16 protein-coding genes are annotated in these 17135 nt (G+C 72.0%); 5 read left to right on the forward strand and 11 right to left on the reverse strand.

What is annotated here, in order from left to right:
* Complete coding sequence (locus ABD875_RS10645; protein ID WP_345175355.1) at window positions 1-333, forward strand: sec-independent translocase; 333 nt, start codon at window positions 1-3, stop codon at window positions 331-333.
* On the opposite strand, the gene ABD875_RS10650 is transcribed toward ABD875_RS10645, so the two are convergent.
* Both ABD875_RS10650 and ABD875_RS10655 read right to left on the reverse strand, forming a co-directional pair.
* Complete coding sequence (locus ABD875_RS10650) at window positions 330-863, reverse strand: hypothetical protein (RefSeq protein ID WP_345175362.1); 534 nt, start codon at window positions 861-863, stop codon at window positions 330-332. The two genes, ABD875_RS10645 and ABD875_RS10650, sit on opposite strands and share 4 nt — an antisense overlap.
* A 26-nt stretch (window positions 864-889) precedes the next feature.
* The gene (locus ABD875_RS10655; RefSeq protein ID WP_345175369.1) at window positions 890-1630 is read right to left on the reverse strand and encodes a hypothetical protein; all 741 of its coding nucleotides are present in this window, start codon (window positions 1628-1630) and stop codon (window positions 890-892) included.
* Between the two features lie 100 nt (window positions 1631-1730).
* Between ABD875_RS10655 and ABD875_RS10660 the strand changes: the two genes are divergently transcribed.
* The gene (locus ABD875_RS10660) at window positions 1731-2312 is read left to right on the forward strand and encodes a LysM peptidoglycan-binding domain-containing protein (protein ID WP_345175378.1); all 582 of its coding nucleotides are present in this window, start codon (window positions 1731-1733) and stop codon (window positions 2310-2312) included.
* Window positions 2313-2329: 17 nt separating this feature from the next.
* A complete protein-coding gene (locus ABD875_RS10665; RefSeq protein ID WP_345175386.1) occupies window positions 2330-2848 on the forward strand; it encodes an Rv3235 family protein in 519 nt (172 codons plus the stop codon).
* Between the two features lie 155 nt (window positions 2849-3003).
* Here ABD875_RS10665 and secA read toward each other — a convergent pair whose 3' ends face one another.
* Entirely contained in the window at window positions 3004-5802 is a 2799-nt protein-coding gene (gene secA, locus ABD875_RS10670) for a preprotein translocase subunit SecA (RefSeq protein ID WP_345175410.1), read from the reverse strand.
* A 162-nt stretch (window positions 5803-5964) separates the two neighbouring features.
* Between secA and ABD875_RS10675 the strand changes: the two genes are divergently transcribed.
* Together ABD875_RS10675 and ABD875_RS10680 are read left to right on the forward strand one after the other, a co-directional pair.
* Window positions 5965-6540, forward strand: a complete 576-nt coding sequence (locus ABD875_RS10675) for a TetR/AcrR family transcriptional regulator (protein WP_345175420.1) — start codon at window positions 5965-5967, stop codon at window positions 6538-6540.
* Complete coding sequence (locus ABD875_RS10680) at window positions 6537-7646, forward strand: glycosyltransferase (protein ID WP_345175427.1); 1110 nt, start codon at window positions 6537-6539, stop codon at window positions 7644-7646. Before ABD875_RS10675 ends, ABD875_RS10680 begins: the two co-directional genes overlap by 4 nt.
* Here ABD875_RS10680 and ABD875_RS10685 read toward each other — a convergent pair.
* From ABD875_RS10685 to ahcY, 8 genes are all read right to left on the reverse strand, one after another.
* Window positions 7600-8781, reverse strand: coding sequence for a winged helix-turn-helix domain-containing protein (locus ABD875_RS10685; protein ID WP_345175434.1), 1182 nt, complete (start codon window positions 8779-8781; stop codon window positions 7600-7602). The two genes, ABD875_RS10680 and ABD875_RS10685, sit on opposite strands and share 47 nt — an antisense overlap.
* A 127-nt stretch (window positions 8782-8908) precedes the next feature.
* On the reverse strand, window positions 8909-9592 hold the full coding sequence (locus ABD875_RS10690; protein WP_345175441.1) for a response regulator: 684 nt from the start codon (window positions 9590-9592) through the stop codon (window positions 8909-8911).
* A gap of 105 nt (window positions 9593-9697) precedes the next feature.
* Entirely contained in the window at window positions 9698-10318 is a 621-nt protein-coding gene (gene hpf / locus ABD875_RS10695) for a ribosome hibernation-promoting factor, HPF/YfiA family (protein WP_345175471.1), read from the reverse strand.
* Between the two features lie 399 nt (window positions 10319-10717).
* Window positions 10718-11446: a ComF family protein gene (locus ABD875_RS10700; RefSeq protein ID WP_345175480.1), complete on the reverse strand. Its 729-nt coding sequence runs from the start codon at window positions 11444-11446 to the stop codon at window positions 10718-10720.
* Window positions 11447-11503: 57 nt separating this feature from the next.
* A complete protein-coding gene (locus ABD875_RS10705; RefSeq protein ID WP_345175487.1) occupies window positions 11504-13237 on the reverse strand; it encodes an LpqB family beta-propeller domain-containing protein in 1734 nt (577 codons plus the stop codon).
* Window positions 13234-14847 carry an MtrAB system histidine kinase MtrB gene (gene mtrB / locus ABD875_RS10710; RefSeq protein ID WP_345175506.1) on the reverse strand — a complete coding sequence of 538 codons (1614 nt, stop codon included), beginning with the start codon at window positions 14845-14847 and terminating at the stop codon, window positions 13234-13236. The genes ABD875_RS10705 and mtrB overlap by 4 nt, the downstream gene beginning before the upstream one ends.
* A gap of 21 nt (window positions 14848-14868) precedes the next feature.
* Window positions 14869-15603, reverse strand: coding sequence for an MtrAB system response regulator MtrA (gene mtrA / locus ABD875_RS10715; protein WP_425576189.1), 735 nt, complete (start codon window positions 15601-15603; stop codon window positions 14869-14871).
* A gap of 41 nt (window positions 15604-15644) precedes the next feature.
* Entirely contained in the window at window positions 15645-17072 is a 1428-nt protein-coding gene (gene ahcY / locus ABD875_RS10720) for an adenosylhomocysteinase (protein ID WP_345175532.1), read from the reverse strand.
* Between the last annotated feature and the right edge of the window lie 63 nt (window positions 17073-17135).

The following is a 17135-nucleotide window of genomic DNA, read 5'->3' on the forward strand; positions in this document are numbered from 1 at the left end:
GTGTTCGGGGTCGGCCTGCCGGAGTTCGCGGTGCTCGCGTTCGTGGCGGTGCTCGTGTTCGGCCCCGACAAGCTGCCCGAGCTCGCCAAGCAGGCGGCCCAGCTGGTCAAGCAGGTCCGCCGGATGGCCAACGCCGCCCGTGACGAGCTCCGCGAGGAGCTGGGCCCGGAGTACTCCGACCTGGAGCTGCGCGACCTCGACCCGCGCACGATCGTGAAGAAGCACATCGCCGAGGCGCTCGAGGACGACGACGAGCCGGTGCGCGCCCCGCGGCGCGGCCAGCGCCCGCTCGGCGCGGGCGAGATCCCGCCGTACGACTCGGACGCGACCTAGTCGCGGGACTGGACCGCCGCGAGGGCGCTGAACGCCACCAGGACCGTGCGGCCCGCGCCGACGCTCGCCTCGACGAAGTCGGCGCCGACCCGGCGCAGCACCGCGTCGTACGACGTGGTGTCGCGCAGGTGCAGCACGCACCGCTCCCCCGCGTCGGCCAGCCGGCGCAGCGCCGAGCCGAGACCGAGCGCGGCGACCGGTGACCACGCGACCTCCGGGACGGACCGGTCCGAGACGCCGTGCACCGCCGCGACGGCAGGGAGGCACACCACCCAGTCCTGCGCGGGCCCGCGCAGCACGCACCAGCCGTCGGCCACCCGCTCGAGGTCGCCCGCGACCGTCCCGACCCCGGTGACCTCGAGCCGCACCTCGGTGTCCAGCGACGCCATCAGCCGGCTCGCGAGCGTCACCTCGCCGTACGCCGCCCGGCTGCGGTCGGCGAGCTCGGCGTCCCGGTCGGCGGCGTAGAGCGCCTCAGCCTGCTGCTCGAGGTCGTCGAGCAGCGCGAAGAGGTCGTCCTCCCAGGCCATGGGTGCAGCCTAGGTCGGAGCGGCGGTCAGGACGCCCTCACGAGCACCCGCCGCACCGCGGGCGTCGCTCGGCTGCCGACGAAGCGCCGGACGGCGACCTCGTCGGCCCGCGCGACCACCAGCTCGAGCGGGCCGCGGCCGGACACGCTCGCACCGAGCAACCCGAACCGGTCGTCGACCAGGTGTGCGAGCTCCTCGCGCGCCGCGGTGACCTGCGGATCCTCGTTGATCTCGTCGCGGATCAGGACGAACGGGCCGGCGACCACGTCGACGATCTCGAGGTCGGTGTCGCGATACCGGTCGGCGTACGCCGTCAGCTCCGCGAACCGGGTGGGGGCGAGCTCGGCGCGGACGCCGTTGGACACGGGGTGGGCCTCGCGCCGGAACGCGACGACCGCGTCGTCCGCCTGGTTGGCGACGAGGTCCTCGACCGCGTCCCGCGTGACGAGGATGCCCTCCCCCGCCGAGAGCGACGCCTGCTTGGGTCCGGCCAGGACCACCTCGACCGAGTCGAGCTCGTCGTCCTCGATCGGGTCGTCGTAGGCGTCGAAGACCGCCATCACCTCGTCGGCCGAGGCGTCGGCTTCCATCCGGACCCGCACGTGCTTCGGTGCCGCGACGAACGGGACGGCGTCGTCGCCGTCGTTCTCCCACACCTCGACGCTGTCCACGCCCGACCTGCCGTCCACCCGCTCCTCGAGCGAGCTGAGCGACTCCGAGCACCCACCGAGGACGAGGACCGCCGCGAGCACGGCGAGGGTACGCATGCCGTCCACGGTAGGCGACCTGTGGAGACATGATTGACGACGTGGGTAAAGAAGCGCATCGTGAAGCAAACGGAAGCAAACGCATAGATTGGCTCTCGGGATGCACGCTCCGGCACACCGCTGTCTGACCGTCTGGCTGGCCGCCACCGCAGCCGCCGCGACCCTCGTCGGCTGGCTGCTGCCGGTGGCGCTGGCCCCGGCGGCCCGCTTCGACGACGTCCTCGTCCGCCTCTGCGCCGCCGGCGGGTGCGCTGCCGCCGGCTGGCTCTATGTGGTCACCACGGCCGCGGTGGCCGAGGCCGCGACCGGCGCCACCACCCCGGGCGTCCCGGCGCCGCTGCGCCGCCTGGTGCTGCTCGCGTGCGGCGCGGCCGTGGTCGCCGGGCTCGCGGTCCCGGCCCAGGCCACGCCGGGCGAGGTGCACCGCGACCGGCGGCCTTCCGTCGCCGGGCTGCCCTTCCCCGACCGCGCCGTGTCCCCCCGGCCAGCCGCCGAGGTGGTCGTCGTGCACCCCGGGGACACGCTCTGGGCCCTCGCCGCGGCCGACCTCGGCCCGGACGCCGCAGCCGCGGAGATCGACGCCCGGTGGCGCGAGATCTACGCGCAGAACCGGGACGTCATCGGTCCCGACCCCGACCTGATCCAGCCCGCCCAGCGACTGCGCCTCCCGGCGCAGCAGTGAACCGAGGAGGCCCGTCCATGTCTCAGGAGATGTCCCAGCACAACGTCGTCCCGTTCCCGCCGCCGGCTCCGGTCGCCAGCGTCCAGGGAACGCTCGCCCTCGACCTGCAGCCGCGCCAGGACCCGCCGACCGTCACCGGTGCGACCGGTGCCCGCCCCCGCGCCGACGTGATCTCCATCGAGGCGCCCCGCCGGCGCGGCCTGGAGCAGTGGGCGCGCCGCTACACGCAGGCCGCGGTCGAGATCGTCGGCGGCGACCGGCCGGTCACCCAGCTGCTGCGCTGGAGCTCGCGCGACGTCTACCTGGACCTCGAACGCCGCGCGCAGCTGGTCGCCCGGGCGGGCCGGCACCAGCCCGGGCTGGGCCGGGTGCAGCCGGTGCGCCCCAAGGTGCTCGGTGTGCACCTGTGCTTCCTGGACCGCGAGGTCGTCGAGGTCAGCGCGCACGTGCGCTACGGCGAGCGCTCCCGCGCCCTGGCCGCCCGCTTCGAGGAGCGCCAGCAGCGCTGGTGCTGCACGGCGCTGGAGTTTGCTTGAGTTAGCGCGCGGCCGAGCCCGCGAGGCCGCGACCGCGCGTCGAAACCCGGTAAGACGACAGTCGGCGGTGACCACGGAGGTCACCGCCGAATGTCAGGTCCGGTGGTTTCGAGGCTCAGGCGCCAGAGCGCCTTCGCGCCTCGACCACCGTGGGTCTAGTTGACCCGAGCCGTCAGTCCCGTCGGACCGCCGGGGCGGCCGTGGCACTGCTTGTACTTCTTGCCGGAGCCGCACGGGCACTTGTCGTTGCGACCGGTGCCGGCGTACTCGTCCACCTCGGCCTCGGCGGCGCGCACCTCGGCCTCGCCGTCCTCGCTGGGAGCGGTGTAGGTGAGGTTCTGCGGCTTGCTCGGCAGGTCGAGGCCCTTGGCCCGGATCTGCGGGGCATCGGCGGACGGCACCGCCTGGCGCATCGGCTCGAAGGCCTCCTCGTCCTCCTCGATCTCCTCCTCCTCGACCTCCACCTGGACGTCGAGGTTGAAGAGGAAGCCGACCGTCTCCTCCTTGATGCCGTCCATCATCGTGGTGAACATCTCGAAGCCCTCGCGCTGGTACTCGACCAGCGGGTCCCGCTGGGCGTAGGCGCGCAGCGAGATGCCCTCGCGCAGGTAGTCCATCTCGTAGAGGTGCTCGCGCCACTTGCGGTCCAGCACCGACAGCACCACGCGCCGCTCGAGCTCGCGCATGACGACCTCGTTGACCTCCTGCTCGCGACGGTCGTACGCCGCGTGCGCGTCGGCCTTGATCGCCTCGGTCAGGAAGTTGCGGTCCAGGGCCTCCCGGCCGCCGGCCTCCTCGACGATCGCGTCGGTGTCGAGGCCGACGGGGTAGATCTGGCGCAGCGCGGTCCACAACCCGTCGAGGTCCCACTCCTCCGCGAAGCCGTCGGTCGCCGCGGCGACGTAGCCCTCCACGGTGTCGTCGAGGAACGTGCGGATCTGCTCCTCGAGGTCCTTGCCCTCGAGGACCTCGCGCCGCTCGGCATAGATCACCTTGCGCTGGCGGTCCATCACGTCGTCGTACTTGAGGACGTTCTTGCGGGACTCGAAGTTCTGCGACTCCACCTGCCCCTGCGCGTTGGCGATCGCGCTGGTGACGCGCTTGTTCTCGATCGGGACGTCGTCCGGGATCTTCAGCACCTGGAGCACGCGGTCGACCCAGTCGGACTTGAACAGCCGCATCAGCTCGTCCTGCAGGGACAGGTAGAACCGGGACTCGCCCGGGTCGCCCTGACGGCCGGAGCGACCACGCAGCTGGTTGTCGATACGGCGCGACTCGTGCCGCTCGGTGCCGACGACGTACAGGCCGCCGAGCTCGCGCACCTCGTCGTGCTCCGCGGCGACCTGCGCGCGGATCCGCTCGAGCGCGGCCGGCCAGGCGGCTTCGTACTCCGCAGCGGTCTCGCCGCCGGGCTCGAGGCCCTCCTTGCGGAGCGCGGCGTCGGCGAGGAACTCGACCGAGCCACCGAGCATGATGTCGGTACCGCGACCGGCCATGTTCGTGGCGACGGTGACCGCGCCCTTGTGGCCGGCCATCGCGACGATCTTGGCCTCGTCGGCGTGCACCTTGGCGTTCAGCACCGAGTGCGGGATGCCGCGCTTCTTGAGCTTGCTCGAGAGGTGCTCGGACTTCTCGACGGAGACGGTGCCGACCAGGACCGGCTGGCCCTTCTCGTGGCGCGCCGCGATGTCCTCGACGACCGCGTCGTACTTGGCCTCCTCGGTCCGGTAGACGAGGTCGGGCTGGTCGATGCGGGCCATCGGCTTGTTGGTCGGGATCGGGACCACGCCGAGGTTGTAGATCTTGTCGAACTCGGAGGCCTCGGTCATGGCCGTACCGGTCATGCCGGAGAGCTTGGCGTAGAGGCGGAAGTAGTTCTGCAGCGTGACGGTCGCGAGGGTCTGGTACTCCTCGCGGACCTCGACGCCCTCCTTGGCCTCGATCGCCTGGTGCAGGCCGTCGTTGTAGCGGCGGCCGGCGAGCATGCGGCCGGTGTGCTCGTCGACGATGAGCACCTCGCCGTTCATGACGACGTACTCCTTGTCGTTGCGGAACAGCTCCTTGGCCTTGATGGCGTTGTTCATGAAGGAGATGAGCGGCGTGTTGACCGAGTCGTACAGGTTGTCGATGCCGAGGTAGTCCTCGACCTTGGTGATGCCCGGCTCGAGCACCGAGATCGTGCGCTTCTTCTCGTCGATCTCGTAGTCGACGTCGATGGTCATGGTGCGCGCGATCTTGGCGAACTCGCCGTACCACTTGACCTCGTCCTGCGTCGGGCCGCTGATGATGAGCGGGGTCCGCGCCTCGTCGATGAGGATCGAGTCGACCTCGTCGACGACGGCGAAGTTGTGGCCGCGCTGGACGCACTCCTCGATCGACCCGGCCATGTTGTCGCGCAGGTAGTCGAAGCCGAGCTCGTTGTTGGTGCCGTAGGTGATGTCGCAGTTGTAGGCGACCCGGCGCTCGTCGGGGCGCATCTCCGGGAGGATGACGCCGACCTCGAGGCCGAGGAAGTGGTGGACGCGGCCCATCATCTCGGACTGGTACTTGGCGAGGTAGTCGTTGACGGTGACCACGTGGACGCCCTTGCCCGAGAGCGCGTTGAGGTACGACGGCGCGACCGCGACCAGGGTCTTGCCCTCACCGGTCTTCATCTCGGCGATGTTGCCGAGGTGCAGCGCCGCGCCACCCATGATCTGGACGTCGAACGGGCGCAGCCCGAGGACCCGGCGAGCGGCCTCGCGGACGGTCGCGAACGCCTCGGGCATGATGTCGTCGAGGGTCTCGCCGTTGGCGAGGCGCTCCTTGAACTCCGCGGTCATCCCCTGGAGCTCGGCGTCGCTCATCGCGACGAAGTCGTCCTCGATGGCGTTGACGGCCTTCGCGATCGCTTCGAGCTGTCGGAGGATCTTGCCTTCGCCGATGCGGAGGATCTTGTCGAGAATGGCAGGCACGTGGGCACAACTCCTGGGTGTTCAGCCTGAAGGCAGGGGCGGCGCCACTCTACCCAGGGGCCTGAACCCACCCTAACCAGCGCGACGGTTTGCGACCCGTCCAGATATTCACGTCAGTGCCCGTTGACATGAACCTCACACTTCGTGTCAACTCGTACTGTCATGAAAACGACGCGCCGCTACACGATGACCGCCCGGGCCGAGGCCAAGGAGCGCACCCGGCTGCGGCTGCTCGACGCGACGATCACGCTGGCCGAGACGCGGCTGGTCTCCCAGATCTCGCTCGACGACATCGCCGCCACCGCGGGGGTGAGCGTGCAGACGTTGCTGCGCCACTTCGGCAACCGGGCCGGCCTGATCGACGCGGCCCGCCAGCACGCGCTGACGACGGTCGGCGAGGAGCGGCGTACCCCCGTCGGCGACCCGGACGCCGCCGTCCGCACGGTGCTCCAGCACTACGAGCGCCGCGGCGACACCGTGCTGACCATGCTCGCCCAGGAGCACGTCGACCCGGCGACCAAGGAGGTCACCGACGCGGGGCGGGCGTTCCACCGCTCCTGGGTCGTGGCGGTGTTCGAGCCGATGCTCCCCTCCCCCGGGCCCGAGCGCGACGAGCTCGTCGACCTGCTGGCCGTGGCGACCGACGTCTACACGTGGAAGCAGCTGCGCCGCGACCGCGGCCTGAGCCCGGCCGCCACGGAGCAGCGGGTCCGCACCCTGGTGAGGGCGCTGCTGTGAGCGGCTTCCTCTTCGTCACGTGGGACGGCGGCGGCAACGTGCCACCGGCCACCGCGCTGGCCCGCGAGCTGGTACGGCGTGGCCACACCGTGCGGTTCCTCGGCCACGCCTCGCAGGAGCAGGCGCTCACCGCCGCGGGCTTCACGTTCGTGCGACCTCGGCACGCCCGGCGCTTCGACTCCACCCGCGACTACACGCCGCTGCGGATGCTCGGCGTGTTCGCCGACGCCGGGATGGGCCGCGACCTCCTCGACGCGCTGGCCGCCGAGCCGGCCGACCTGGTCGTGGTCGACTCATTCATGTTCGGCGCGATGGACGCCGCCCGGCGGGCCGGGGTGCGGTACGCCGTGCTCGAGCACATGTACGCCGCGGCGTACCGGACCGGCATCCTCGGCGGGCCGATGGGCCTCAACCTCCGGCTGCGCCGGCTGGCGCCGCAGCGCGCTCTCGACGGCGCCGCGCTGCGGCTGCTGATGACCCTGGCCGACGTCGACCCCGCGCCGGCCGCGGCCAACCTGCTCCAGGTCGGCCCGCTGGCGGCCTGGTCGCCGCGCGTCGCGGGCGACCCGACGATCGTGGTCGGGCTCAGCACGTTCGGCTACCCGGGCATGACCAGGGTCCTCCAGCGCCTCGTCGACGCCACCGAGGGCCTGCCGGCGCGGGTGCTGGTGTCCACCGGCCCGAACGTCGACCCCGCCGACCTGACGGCTCGGCCCGGCGTCGAGGTGCACCGCTGGCTGGCGCACGCGGACACGCTGCCCGGCGCCTCGGCGCTGGTGACGCACGGCGGCCACGGGTCGACGATGGCCGGCCTCGCGCACGACGTGCCGGTGCTCGTCGTACCGCTGGACGGCAAGGCCGACCACGTGGTGGTCGGGCGCAGCATCGAGAGCGCCGGCGCCGGGCGGACGGTGCCGCGCCGCGGGTCCACGGGCGACTTCCGCGCGGCTCTCTCGGCGCTGCTGGAGCAGCCGTCCTACCGCGCCGCCGCGGCGCGGCTGGGCACAGCGATCCGGGCGACCGACGCCGTCGGCGACGGCGCGAGCGCGCTGGAGGCGCTCACGGACGGAGCAGCGGCGCCAGGTCGCCCCGCGGCTCGACCGTGACCGAGTCGAGGCCGAGCCAGCCCGCGAGCTGACGCAGCTCGGCCGACAGCTCATCGGCGGTCTCCGGCGGCGCGGTCGGCTCGGCGTACGCGCCCTTGACGACCAGCCGGCCCTCCTTGCGCTCGGCCTTGAGGTCGACCCGCGCGACGACCCGGTCGCCGAGGAGGAACGGGAGCACGTAGTAGCCGTGCACGCGCTTCTCGGCGGGCACGTAGATCTCGATCCGGTAGTGGAAGTCGAACAGCGACTCGGTGCGCGCCCGCTCCCACACCACGGGGTCGAACGGGCTGAGCAGCGCCCGCGCGCGGACCCGCCGCGGCAGTCGCGCCTCGGCGTGGAGGTACGCCGGCCGCTTCCAGCCCTCGACGGTCACGGGGAGCAGCTCCCCGGCCTCGACCAGCTCGGCGACCGCGGTCGCGGTGTCGGCGACCTCCATCCGGTAGTAGTCGCGCAGGTCCTGCACCGTGGCCACGCCGTGCGAGCGGGCGGCGCGGCGCACCAGCTCACGCGCGGCGTCGGCACGACTCGGCACCGGCTGGGCGAGCACGGCGGGCGGGATCACCCGCTCCGGGAGGTCGTAGCGGATCTCGAACTGGGAGTTGCGGCCCGCGATCGCGACCTGGCCCGAGGTGTAGAGGTAGTCAAGGACGCGTCGGGTCTTGGACCAGTTCCACCCCCAGTTGTCCTTGGCCCGGGGCAGGCCGTCGTCGAGGTCACGCGCGGTGGAGGCGCCGCGGTCGGCGAGCTCGGCGAGCAGGCTCTGCTCGAGCTCGTCGTCGGCCTGCACGAAGCCCCACTTGCCACGCTTGGCGCGGTAGTCGTCCATCCGGTGCTGCATCACCGGCCACAGCTCGACCGGCATGAACGCCTGGACGTGGGCCCAGTACTCCACGATCCGGCGGGGCCGCCGCTCGGCGGCGCGGCGCAGCAGGTCGACGTCGTACGGGCCCATCCGGGAGTACAGCGGCATGTAGTGGGCGCGCTGCAGCACGTTGACCGAGTCGACCTGCAGCACGCCGGTGCGCTCCAGGGTGCGCTGGAACGTGCGCATCGTCGGCTCGGCGTGCGGCTTGTCGAGGAACCCTTGGGCGGCGAGGGCGATCCGGCGCGCCTGGGCGACGCTCAACGACTCCATGGCGGGAGGCTAGTGGGCCGCGCCGACAGCGCGCCGGGTGGTTTCGAGGCTCGTCGCTGACGCTCCTCGCACCTCAACCACCGAACCGGTGGTTGAGGTGCGAGCGAAGCGAGCCTCGAAACCACCACTACGGCAGGTCGAGCAGCTTCTCCTTGACGGCGTACATGACCGCCTCCATGCGGGAGTGCAGCTGCAGCTTCTCGAGGATGTTGCGCACGTGGTTCTTGACGGTGTTCTCGCTGATGAACAGGTCGCGGGCGATCTCGCGGTTGTTCATGCCCTTGGCGACCAGGCGGAGCACCTCGAGCTCGCGCTCGGTGAGCCGCAGGCCGGGGACGTGGTCGCGCTCGGGGCGCGACATCTGCTTGAACTCGTCGATCAGCTTCACCGCCATCGACGGGCTGATCAGCGACTGGCCGTCGGCGACCACCCGGACCGCCTGGGCGACCTCCTCGATCGAGGAGTCCTTGAGCAGGTAGCCGGCGGCGCCGCTCTTCACGGCCTCGTAGAGGTCGGCCTCCTCGTCGGAGACCGTCAGCATGATGATCTTGGTGGACGGCACGGCGTCCTTGATGGCGCGGCAGGCCTCGATCCCGGAGCGCTTCGGCATCCGGATGTCGAGCAGCACGACGTCCGGCGTGGTGCTCGTCGCGAGGGTGGTCCCCTCGACGCCGTCACCGGCCTCGCCGACCACGTCGATGCCGGGCTCGACGGTCAGGAGCATCGTCAGGCCGCGACGGAACAGCTCCTGGTCGTCGACCACGAGCACACGGATCGGCTCACGTTCGGCCTCGGTCGTCGCGTCAGCCACGTGGGCATCATGGCACGAACGGACCCCGCATGGCTCCCATGCGGGTGGTGGCAAGACTCCGGGGGTGGCCCGAACGGGCCACCCCCGGGTCTGTCACGGTGTCGGTCAGAGCTCGGAGTCGAGGTCCAGCGAGATCACGCCGTAGTCGTATCCGCGCCGGCGGTAGACCACCGACGGGCGCTCGCTCTCCTTGTCCACGAACAGGTAGAAGTCGTGCCCGACCAGCTCCATCTCGTAGAGCGCCTGGTCGAGCGTCATGGGTGCGGCCGGGTGCGTCTTCTCCCGGACCACGAGCGGACCGTCGCCGGTCACGTCGATCGGACCGACGCTGCGCTCGGTCGTCGTCACGTCGTCCTCGCCGTCCTCGACCATCGGCGTGCCGGCGAGTGCCTCGCCGACGGACACCGGGGTGTGCCGGCCGTGGTGGACCCGCCGCCGGTCGGAGGCGCGGCGCATCTGAGCGGCCATCTTGTCGATGGCGAGGTCCAGGGCGGCCATCTTGTCGGCGGCACAGGCCTCGGCCCGGATCACGGGTCCCTTCGAGAGTGCGGTGAGCTGGAGGCGTACGGCGCGGTCCGCCTGCCGCGGGTTGCGTTCGTTCTCGACCTCGACGTTCACCCGGATGATCCGGTGATCGTGCTTCTCGAGCTTGGTGAGCTTGTCCTCGACGTGACTGCGAAACCTGTCAGACAGCTCGCAGTGACGACCCGTGACGACAACTTCCATGTGAACCTCCCGTTGCACAGTTGGTTTCTCGATGCGCTCAGCTCGCGGCCATGCCCTCCTCGGGGACGGTCGGGAGCGAGAGAGGAGTCCGTCCGGCCGACCTGGTCTTCGACCCCACAATCGCCTGCTGAGACGTTCGCAGCTTGGATGCCACTACTGGCCTTCTCCCGGCCGTCGTCGCATCTGGCGACGGGGCCGAGGCAGGACTTACCACTAAGCCGCACCGTGATCCCACGCCCTGCGTGAGCAGGACCTGGTTACGTGGACCGTTTTGCCTGCGACTGGCATCGGCTTGCCGTGCGGGCTCCCGGTTGGACCGGGGCGTCCCGACGACGCAACCACGGACCCGGACGGACTCCATGCACAGACGTTAGTCCGCTGCCGACGACGACAAAAGGGTCAGGCGGGTCCAGTTTCAGGTGACCTTGCGGACACGCCCGTCGACCGCCGCCGGGTCGCCGCGACGGTCGCCACCCCGGCCACGGCGAGGCCGGCCGACTCCAGCGCCCGCTGCGCCTCCCGGGCCGTCGCGCCGGTCGTGAGCACGTCGTCGCAGACCACGAACCACGCCCGGGGGCGGGTCGCCGCGAGCCGGCGCAGCGCGCCCGGCCGGCACCGCATCGAGCCGGCCAGGTTGGCCGCGCGGTCGGCCGCGCCGAGGCCGGCCTGGTCGGCGACACCGCGGCGGCTGCGGAGCAGCGAGCGGGGCACCACGTCAGCGCCCCCCGAGCGCAGCAGCCGGGCCGCGAGGGTGGTCACCGCGGTCGTCGGGTCGTGCCCGCGAGCCCGGGCCACGCCGGGACGCGACGGGACCGGCACCAGCACGACCGGGCCGCGGCCGGTGTCACCGAGCAGGCCGGCCACCGCGTCGGCGAGCAGCCCCGCGAGCGGGCGGCGCAGCGCCAGCACGCGGTGCTCCTTGTGGGCGAGCAGCAGCGCGCGGACGACGCCGTCGTACTCCCCCGCCGTCCAGGGCGGGGCCAGCCCGGGCGGCACCGGGTCCGGCCAGGCCGGCCGTGGCTCGGCGGGCAGCAGCGCGGCGCACGCGCGGCACAGCGACCGCCCGGGGCGGGCGCACCCAGCGCAGGAGCCGCCGAGCAGCAGGTCGGCGGCGCCGTCGAGGAGCATGCCCCGATGCCACCGCACCGGCGCCGGCGGCTCAACCCGGTCCGGCCGGCCTGTGGATCAGCCGACGTACACGAGCGTCGTGACGCCGGGGTCGATCGAGGTCGACTTCTGGTCGACGACCTCGACCAGGGTGCCGCGCGCGAGCCCGTACAGCGGCTCGTCCGGGTACGGCGACCCCGCCAGCGAGACCAGCCGCTCCTCGATGGAGGCCGTCGCGGCCTCGGGCACGGCGGGTGAGCCGTCGACCGACACCAGCTCGACGTGCGCCAGCGTCGGCGTCAGCGGGATCAGCATCGCGATGCGCGCCGGGGAGCTCCACGTGATCGACCGGATCGGCAGGTTGGCCTCGCCGCCGGTGCCGATCCGCTCGGCGCGGGTCGCGCCCACCACGCGTCCGGTCGGCGAGTGCTCGATCCGGCTCACGACCAGCGCGTCGCTGCCGTCGCGGCGCACGACCGCGACCAGGCGGGTGCCGTCGCGCGAGACCTGGAACGAGCGGACGTTCGCACCGGTGAGGCCGGGGACGCGCAGCCCCTGGACGCGCCCCTCGAACACGTACAGCACGCGGGCCCCGGCGGTGGTCCGGTCGACGACCCAGGCGCGGTCGGCGAAGTCCCACGACGGGCGGAGCAGGTCGGTGGCGTTCTCGACGACGGACTCGACGCGCATCGACTCGGCGCTGTCGCCGAGCTCGCCGAGCAGCAGCGAGGTGCCCTCGCCGCCGACGCCGGCCACCGCGGTCGCGTCGAGACTGGTGCCGATCGAGCGCAGGCCGAGGTTCCGGGTGCCGAGCGGGCCGGCGACCGGGGAGAGCCCGCTCGGGGTGCCGGAGACGACCCTGCCGTCGCGCAGCCCGTAGAGCAGCGGGCTCGCCTGGAAGCCCGCCGGGTCGAACTCGCCGCCGCCGTCGACGCGGTACGACGTCACCCCGCCCGGCAGCGGCACCGGGTCGCCGTTCAGCGTGACCCGGATGCTCTCGATCGCGGCGTCCTGGCGCAGGGTCCACGCGAACTGGGCCATCATCAGCTCGATCGTCGCCGCGGTCAGCTGGGCCTCACCGGCCAGCGGGATCACGGCCTCGCCCTCGGCCGAGACCCGGACGCCGACCACGACCTCGAGCTCGGCCGGGACGGCGCTCTGCACGACCCGGCCCAGCTCGTCGCCGGGGCCCTTGACCAGCGCCTTGGTCAGCGACGACGCGAGCTGCTCGCCCTTGGGGACGTAGATGGGCTCGGGGGCGAGGATGCTGTCGGTCGGGTCGAAGAAGTACAGCGACGCCGGGACGTAGCGGGACTCGAACCAGTCCTCGGGGACGATGAGCGCGTCGGGAGCGGCGTCGATGCGCCACTCGCCGTCCTCCATGACCATCGGGAACGTGATCTCGCGCTGGTCCGCGGGCAGCGGACCCTGCCAGGCGCCGCGGCCGTCGAGCCGGTCGGCTCCCGTCAGGGTCACCTGGACGCCGTCCGCGGTCTCGACCGGCGCCGGTGGCTCGGCGTAGGTGATGGTCTCGAGGCCGGGGTCCCACACCGCGTCGGCGTCCTGGCTGAGGAACTGGCGTGCGGTCTGGGTCTGGATCGGGGTGGCCTGCATCGCGTCGAGGAAGTGGTCGACGATCTCGGCCGGCCCCTCGCCCGCCTGCGGCGGCCGCGGGTCGATGAAGACGCCCGGGTCGGAGCCGACCCGGCCCTCGGACCGGGTCTCCTCGACCGGGCCCTCGGTCGGCACCCGGACACACCCGGCGAGCAGCACCAGGCCCGCGGCGACGGCGGAGGCGAGCGCGCGGTTCACGACACCGGCTCCGCGACGTCGGTCGGGACCAGCGGCAGCGGGCTGTGCCGCAGCACGCTGCCGGCGCGCCGGGGCAGGGTGAGCCGGAACTGGGCGCCCTCGCCCGGTCGGCCCCAGGCCTGCAGCCAGCCGCCGTGCAGGTGCGTGTCCTCGAGCGCGATCGACAACCCGAGGCCCGTGCCACCGCTGGTGCGGGCACGGGCCGGGTCGGCGCGCCAGAAGCGGTTGAACACCATCGAGGACTCGCCCGGCGCGAGGCCGACACCGTGGTCGCGTACGGCGATCGCCGCGGCGTGGTCGTCGCCGGCGACCTGGACGACGATGCCGGCGTCCTCGCCGTCCACGGCCGCGTGGTCGATGGCGTTGGTGACCAGGTTGCGCACGATCCGCTCGACCCGGCGTACGTCCGCCTCGGCCAGGCACGGCTCCTCCGGCGCCCGCACGACGACCCGGACGCCCCGCTGCTGGGCGAGCGGCGCCGTGGCGTCGACGACCCGGCGCGCGACGGCGCCGAGGTCGAGGTTGTCGACCTCGAGCACGGCGGCCCCGGCGTCGAAGCGGCTGATCTCGAGCAGGTCGGCGAGCAGGGTCTCGAACCGGTCGAGCTCGGTCTGGAGCAGCTCGGCGGCCCGCGCGGTGACCGGGTCGAAGTCCGCACGCGCGTCGTGCAGCACGTCGCTGGCCATCCGGACCGTGGTGAGCGGGGTCCGCAGCTCGTGGGAGACGTCGGAGACGAACCGCCGCTGCACGCGGCTGAGCTCCTCGAGCTGGCGGATCTGGCGCTGCAGGTTGCTGGCCATCTGGTTGAACGACGTCGCGAGGCGGGCCAGGTCGTCCTCACCGGAGACCTTGAGCCGCTCCTGGAGCTGGCCGGCCGCGAGCCGCTCGGCGACCCGGCGCGCGAGCCGGATCGGCGTGACCACCTGCCGGGTCACCAGCCAGGTCATCCCGGCCACCAGCACGAGCAGCAGGACCGCGGCGGTCAGCAGCGCCCGCGTCACCAGCGCCAGCGTCTCCGCCTGCTCGTCGAGCGGGAAGAGGTAGTACAGCGTGTAGGTCTCGGAGTCCGCCGGCAGCGTCACCTGGGAGGCGACGACGATGCCCGGCTCCTCGGAGGTCGTGCCGTCGGGGTCGGTGGTCTCGATGTCGGTGTAGGTCCAGGCGGTCGACGTGTCCTGGTCGAAGTGCGCCTGCAGGGAGTCCGGGACGCTGCTGGTGTCGAGGCCGGGCGTGAACGTCGCACCGCCGTCGACGATCCGGCTCCCGGGCTCGGACGGCCCGAACAGCACCGCGGAGAAGCCGCGGGTCTCGCCGCGCTGGATGATGGTCGCGGCGAGCTGCTGGCGCTGGGTGTCGGCGTCACTGTCGGTGCCAACCGCGGAGTCGAGCAGCTTGCGCGCGGCCGCCGTACCGCCGTTGGCCTCGGCGACCACCGCGTCGACCCGGTTCTCGAGCAGACCGTCGCGGGTCTGCTGGAGCAGGAACCAGCCGACCACGCTGAAGACGACGGCCGACAGCAGCACGGTGCTGATCACGACCCGGGCCTGGATCGAGCGGCGCCAGAACGTGAGCGCCCGACGGGTCGGCTCCGGGAGCCGCGGGAGCCTCACCAGGTGGACCATGCCCTGGCCCTACGCCGTTCCGGCCTTGTACCCCACGCCGCGCACGGTCACGACGATCTCCGGGTTCTCCGGGTCGTGCTCGACCTTGGAGCGCAGCCGCTGCACGTGCACGTTCACCAGGCGGGTGTCGGCGGCGTGCCGGTAGCCCCAGACCTGCTCGAGCAGCACCTCGCGGGAGAACACCTGCCAGGGCCGGCGGGCCAGGCACACCAGCAGGTCGAACTCGAGCGGCGTGAGGCTGATCGGGGCGCCGGCGCGGGTGACCGCGTGGCCGGCGACGTCGATCGCGAGGTCCCCGATCGTCAGCGTCTCCTGCGCCGGGGTGTCGAAGCGCCGGATCCGGGCGCGGATCCGGGCGATCAGCTCCTTGGGCTTGAACGGCTTGACGACGTAGTCGTCGGCGCCGGACTCGAGCCCGACCACCACGTCCACGGTGTCGCCCTTGGCCGTCAGCATCACGATCGGGACGCCGGACTCCGCGCGGATCTCCTTGCAGACGTCGATGCCGTCCTTGCCCGGGAGCATCAGGTCGAGCAGGACGAGGTCGGGCTTGTAGTCGCGGAACTCGTCCATCGCGTCGTCGCCGCGACCGCACATCCTGCTGTCGAAGCCTTCCTGGCGCAGGACGATCGTGAGCATCTCGGCGAGCGAGGCGTCGTCGTCGACGACCAGGATCCGGCCCTTGCCGGTGGTCTCGATCGGGGGGCCGGATGGGGCGCCGACGGGCTCGCTCATGTTGACCATAGTGCCAGCCCGCCGGTCGCCGCCGGCGGTGTACGACGTGCTCAGTACCGGTACTGCTCGGGCTTGAACGGACCCGCGGCGTCGACGCCGAGGTAGGACGCCTGGTCGTCGGTCAGCGTCGTGAGCTTCACGCCGAGCGCGTCGAGGTGCAGGCGCGCGACCTCCTCGTCGAGGTGCTTGGGCAGCACGTAGACGCCGACCGGGTAGTCCTCGGGCTTGGTGAAGATCTCGATCTGCGCGAGGACCTGGTTGGTGAACGAGTTCGACATGACGAACGACGGGTGGCCGGTCGCGTTGCCGAGGTTCATCAGGCGGCCCTCGGAGAGCACGATGATCGAGTTGCCGGCCGGGAAGGTCCACACGTCGACCTGCGGCTTGACGTTCTTGCGGACCGCGACGCCCGGCGCCTCGAGGCCGGCCATGTCGATCTCGTTGTCGAAGTGGCCGATGTTGGCGACGATCGCCTGGTGCTTCATCCGCGCCATCTGGTCGACGGTGACGACGTCCTTGTTGCCGGTCGCGGTGATGATGATGTCGGCGACCGGGAGCGCGTCGTCCAGGGTGGTGACCTGGTAGCCGTCCATCGCCGCCTGCAGCGCGCAGATCGGGTCGATCTCGGTGACGATCACGCGGGCGCCCTGGCCGCGCAGCGACTCAGCGCAGCCCTTGCCGACGTCGCCGTAGCCGCAGACGACCGCGACCTTGCCGCCGATGAGGACGTCCGTGGCGCGGTTGATGCCGTCGATGAGCGAGTGGCGGCAGCCGTACTTGTTGTCGAACTTCGACTTGGTGACGGAGTCGTTGACGTTGATGGCCGGGAAGAGCAGCGAGCCTTCCTTCATCATCTCGTACAGGCGGTGGACACCGGTGGTGGTCTCCTCCGTCACGCCCTTGATGCTGTTGGCCTTCGGGGTCCAGTACGACGCGTTGGCCGCGAGCTGCTCGTTGAGCACCTCGAAGACGACCTTCTGCTCGACGCTGGTGGCGGTGGCCGGGTCCGGCGCGGTGCCGGTCTTCTCGGCCTGGACGCCGAGGTGGACGAGCATGGTGGCGTCGCCACCGTCGTCGAGGATCATGTTCGGCTGGTCGTTGCCCCAGTCGAGGATCTGGCGGGTGCACCACCAGTACTCCTCCAGGGTCTCGCCCTTCCACGCGAAGACCGGGACGCCCTGCGGGTCGTCGACGGTGCCGTTCGGGCCGACGGCGATGGCCGCGGCCGCGTGGTCCTGGGTCGAGAAGATGTTGCAGGACGCCCAGCGCACCTCGGCGCCGAGCGCGACCAGCGTCTCGATGAGCACCGCGGTCTGGATCGTCATGTGCAGCGACCCCGCGATCCGCGCACCCTTGAGGGGCTGCTCGGCGCCGTAGCGCTCGCGCATCGCCATCAGGCCGGGCATCTCGTGCTCGGCGAGCTGGATCTCGGTGCGGCCGAAGTCGGCCAGGGAGAGGTCGGCGACCTTGAAGTCCATGTCTGCTCCTGCGGGTCTCTGCGACGAGTGCTGGCTGCGGAATCCGAGCGTAGGTCGTGCCTC

Origin of the sequence: Nocardioides caricicola, assembly GCF_039541135.1 — a bacterium.
Taxonomy (GTDB): domain Bacteria; phylum Actinomycetota; class Actinomycetes; order Propionibacteriales; family Nocardioidaceae; genus Nocardioides; species Nocardioides caricicola.

Bases quoted from the DNA above. Each gene is read 5' to 3' on its own strand.
- ABD875_RS10655 (WP_345175369.1), bottom strand. From the start codon at position 1,630: ATGCGTACCCTCGCCGTGCTCGCGGCGGTCCTCGTCCTCGGTGGGTGC.
- ABD875_RS10675 (WP_345175420.1), top strand. From the start codon at position 5,965: ATGAAAACGACGCGCCGCTACACGATGACCGCCCGGGCCGAGGCCAAG.
- ABD875_RS10650 (WP_345175362.1), bottom strand. From the start codon at position 863: ATGGCCTGGGAGGACGACCTCTTCGCGCTGCTCGACGACCTCGAGCAG.
- ABD875_RS10700 (WP_345175480.1), bottom strand. From the start codon at position 11,446: ATGCTCCTCGACGGCGCCGCCGACCTGCTGCTCGGCGGCTCCTGCGCT.
- ABD875_RS10665 (WP_345175386.1), top strand. From the start codon at position 2,330: ATGTCTCAGGAGATGTCCCAGCACAACGTCGTCCCGTTCCCGCCGCCG.
- hpf (WP_345175471.1), bottom strand. From the start codon at position 10,318: ATGGAAGTTGTCGTCACGGGTCGTCACTGCGAGCTGTCTGACAGGTTT.
- mtrA (WP_425576189.1), bottom strand. From the start codon at position 15,603: ATGGTCAACATGAGCGAGCCCGTCGGCGCCCCATCCGGCCCCCCGATC.
- ABD875_RS10660 (WP_345175378.1), top strand. From the start codon at position 1,731: ATGCACGCTCCGGCACACCGCTGTCTGACCGTCTGGCTGGCCGCCACC.
- ahcY (WP_345175532.1), bottom strand. From the start codon at position 17,072: ATGGACTTCAAGGTCGCCGACCTCTCCCTGGCCGACTTCGGCCGCACC.
- ABD875_RS10685 (WP_345175434.1), bottom strand. From the start codon at position 8,781: ATGGAGTCGTTGAGCGTCGCCCAGGCGCGCCGGATCGCCCTCGCCGCC.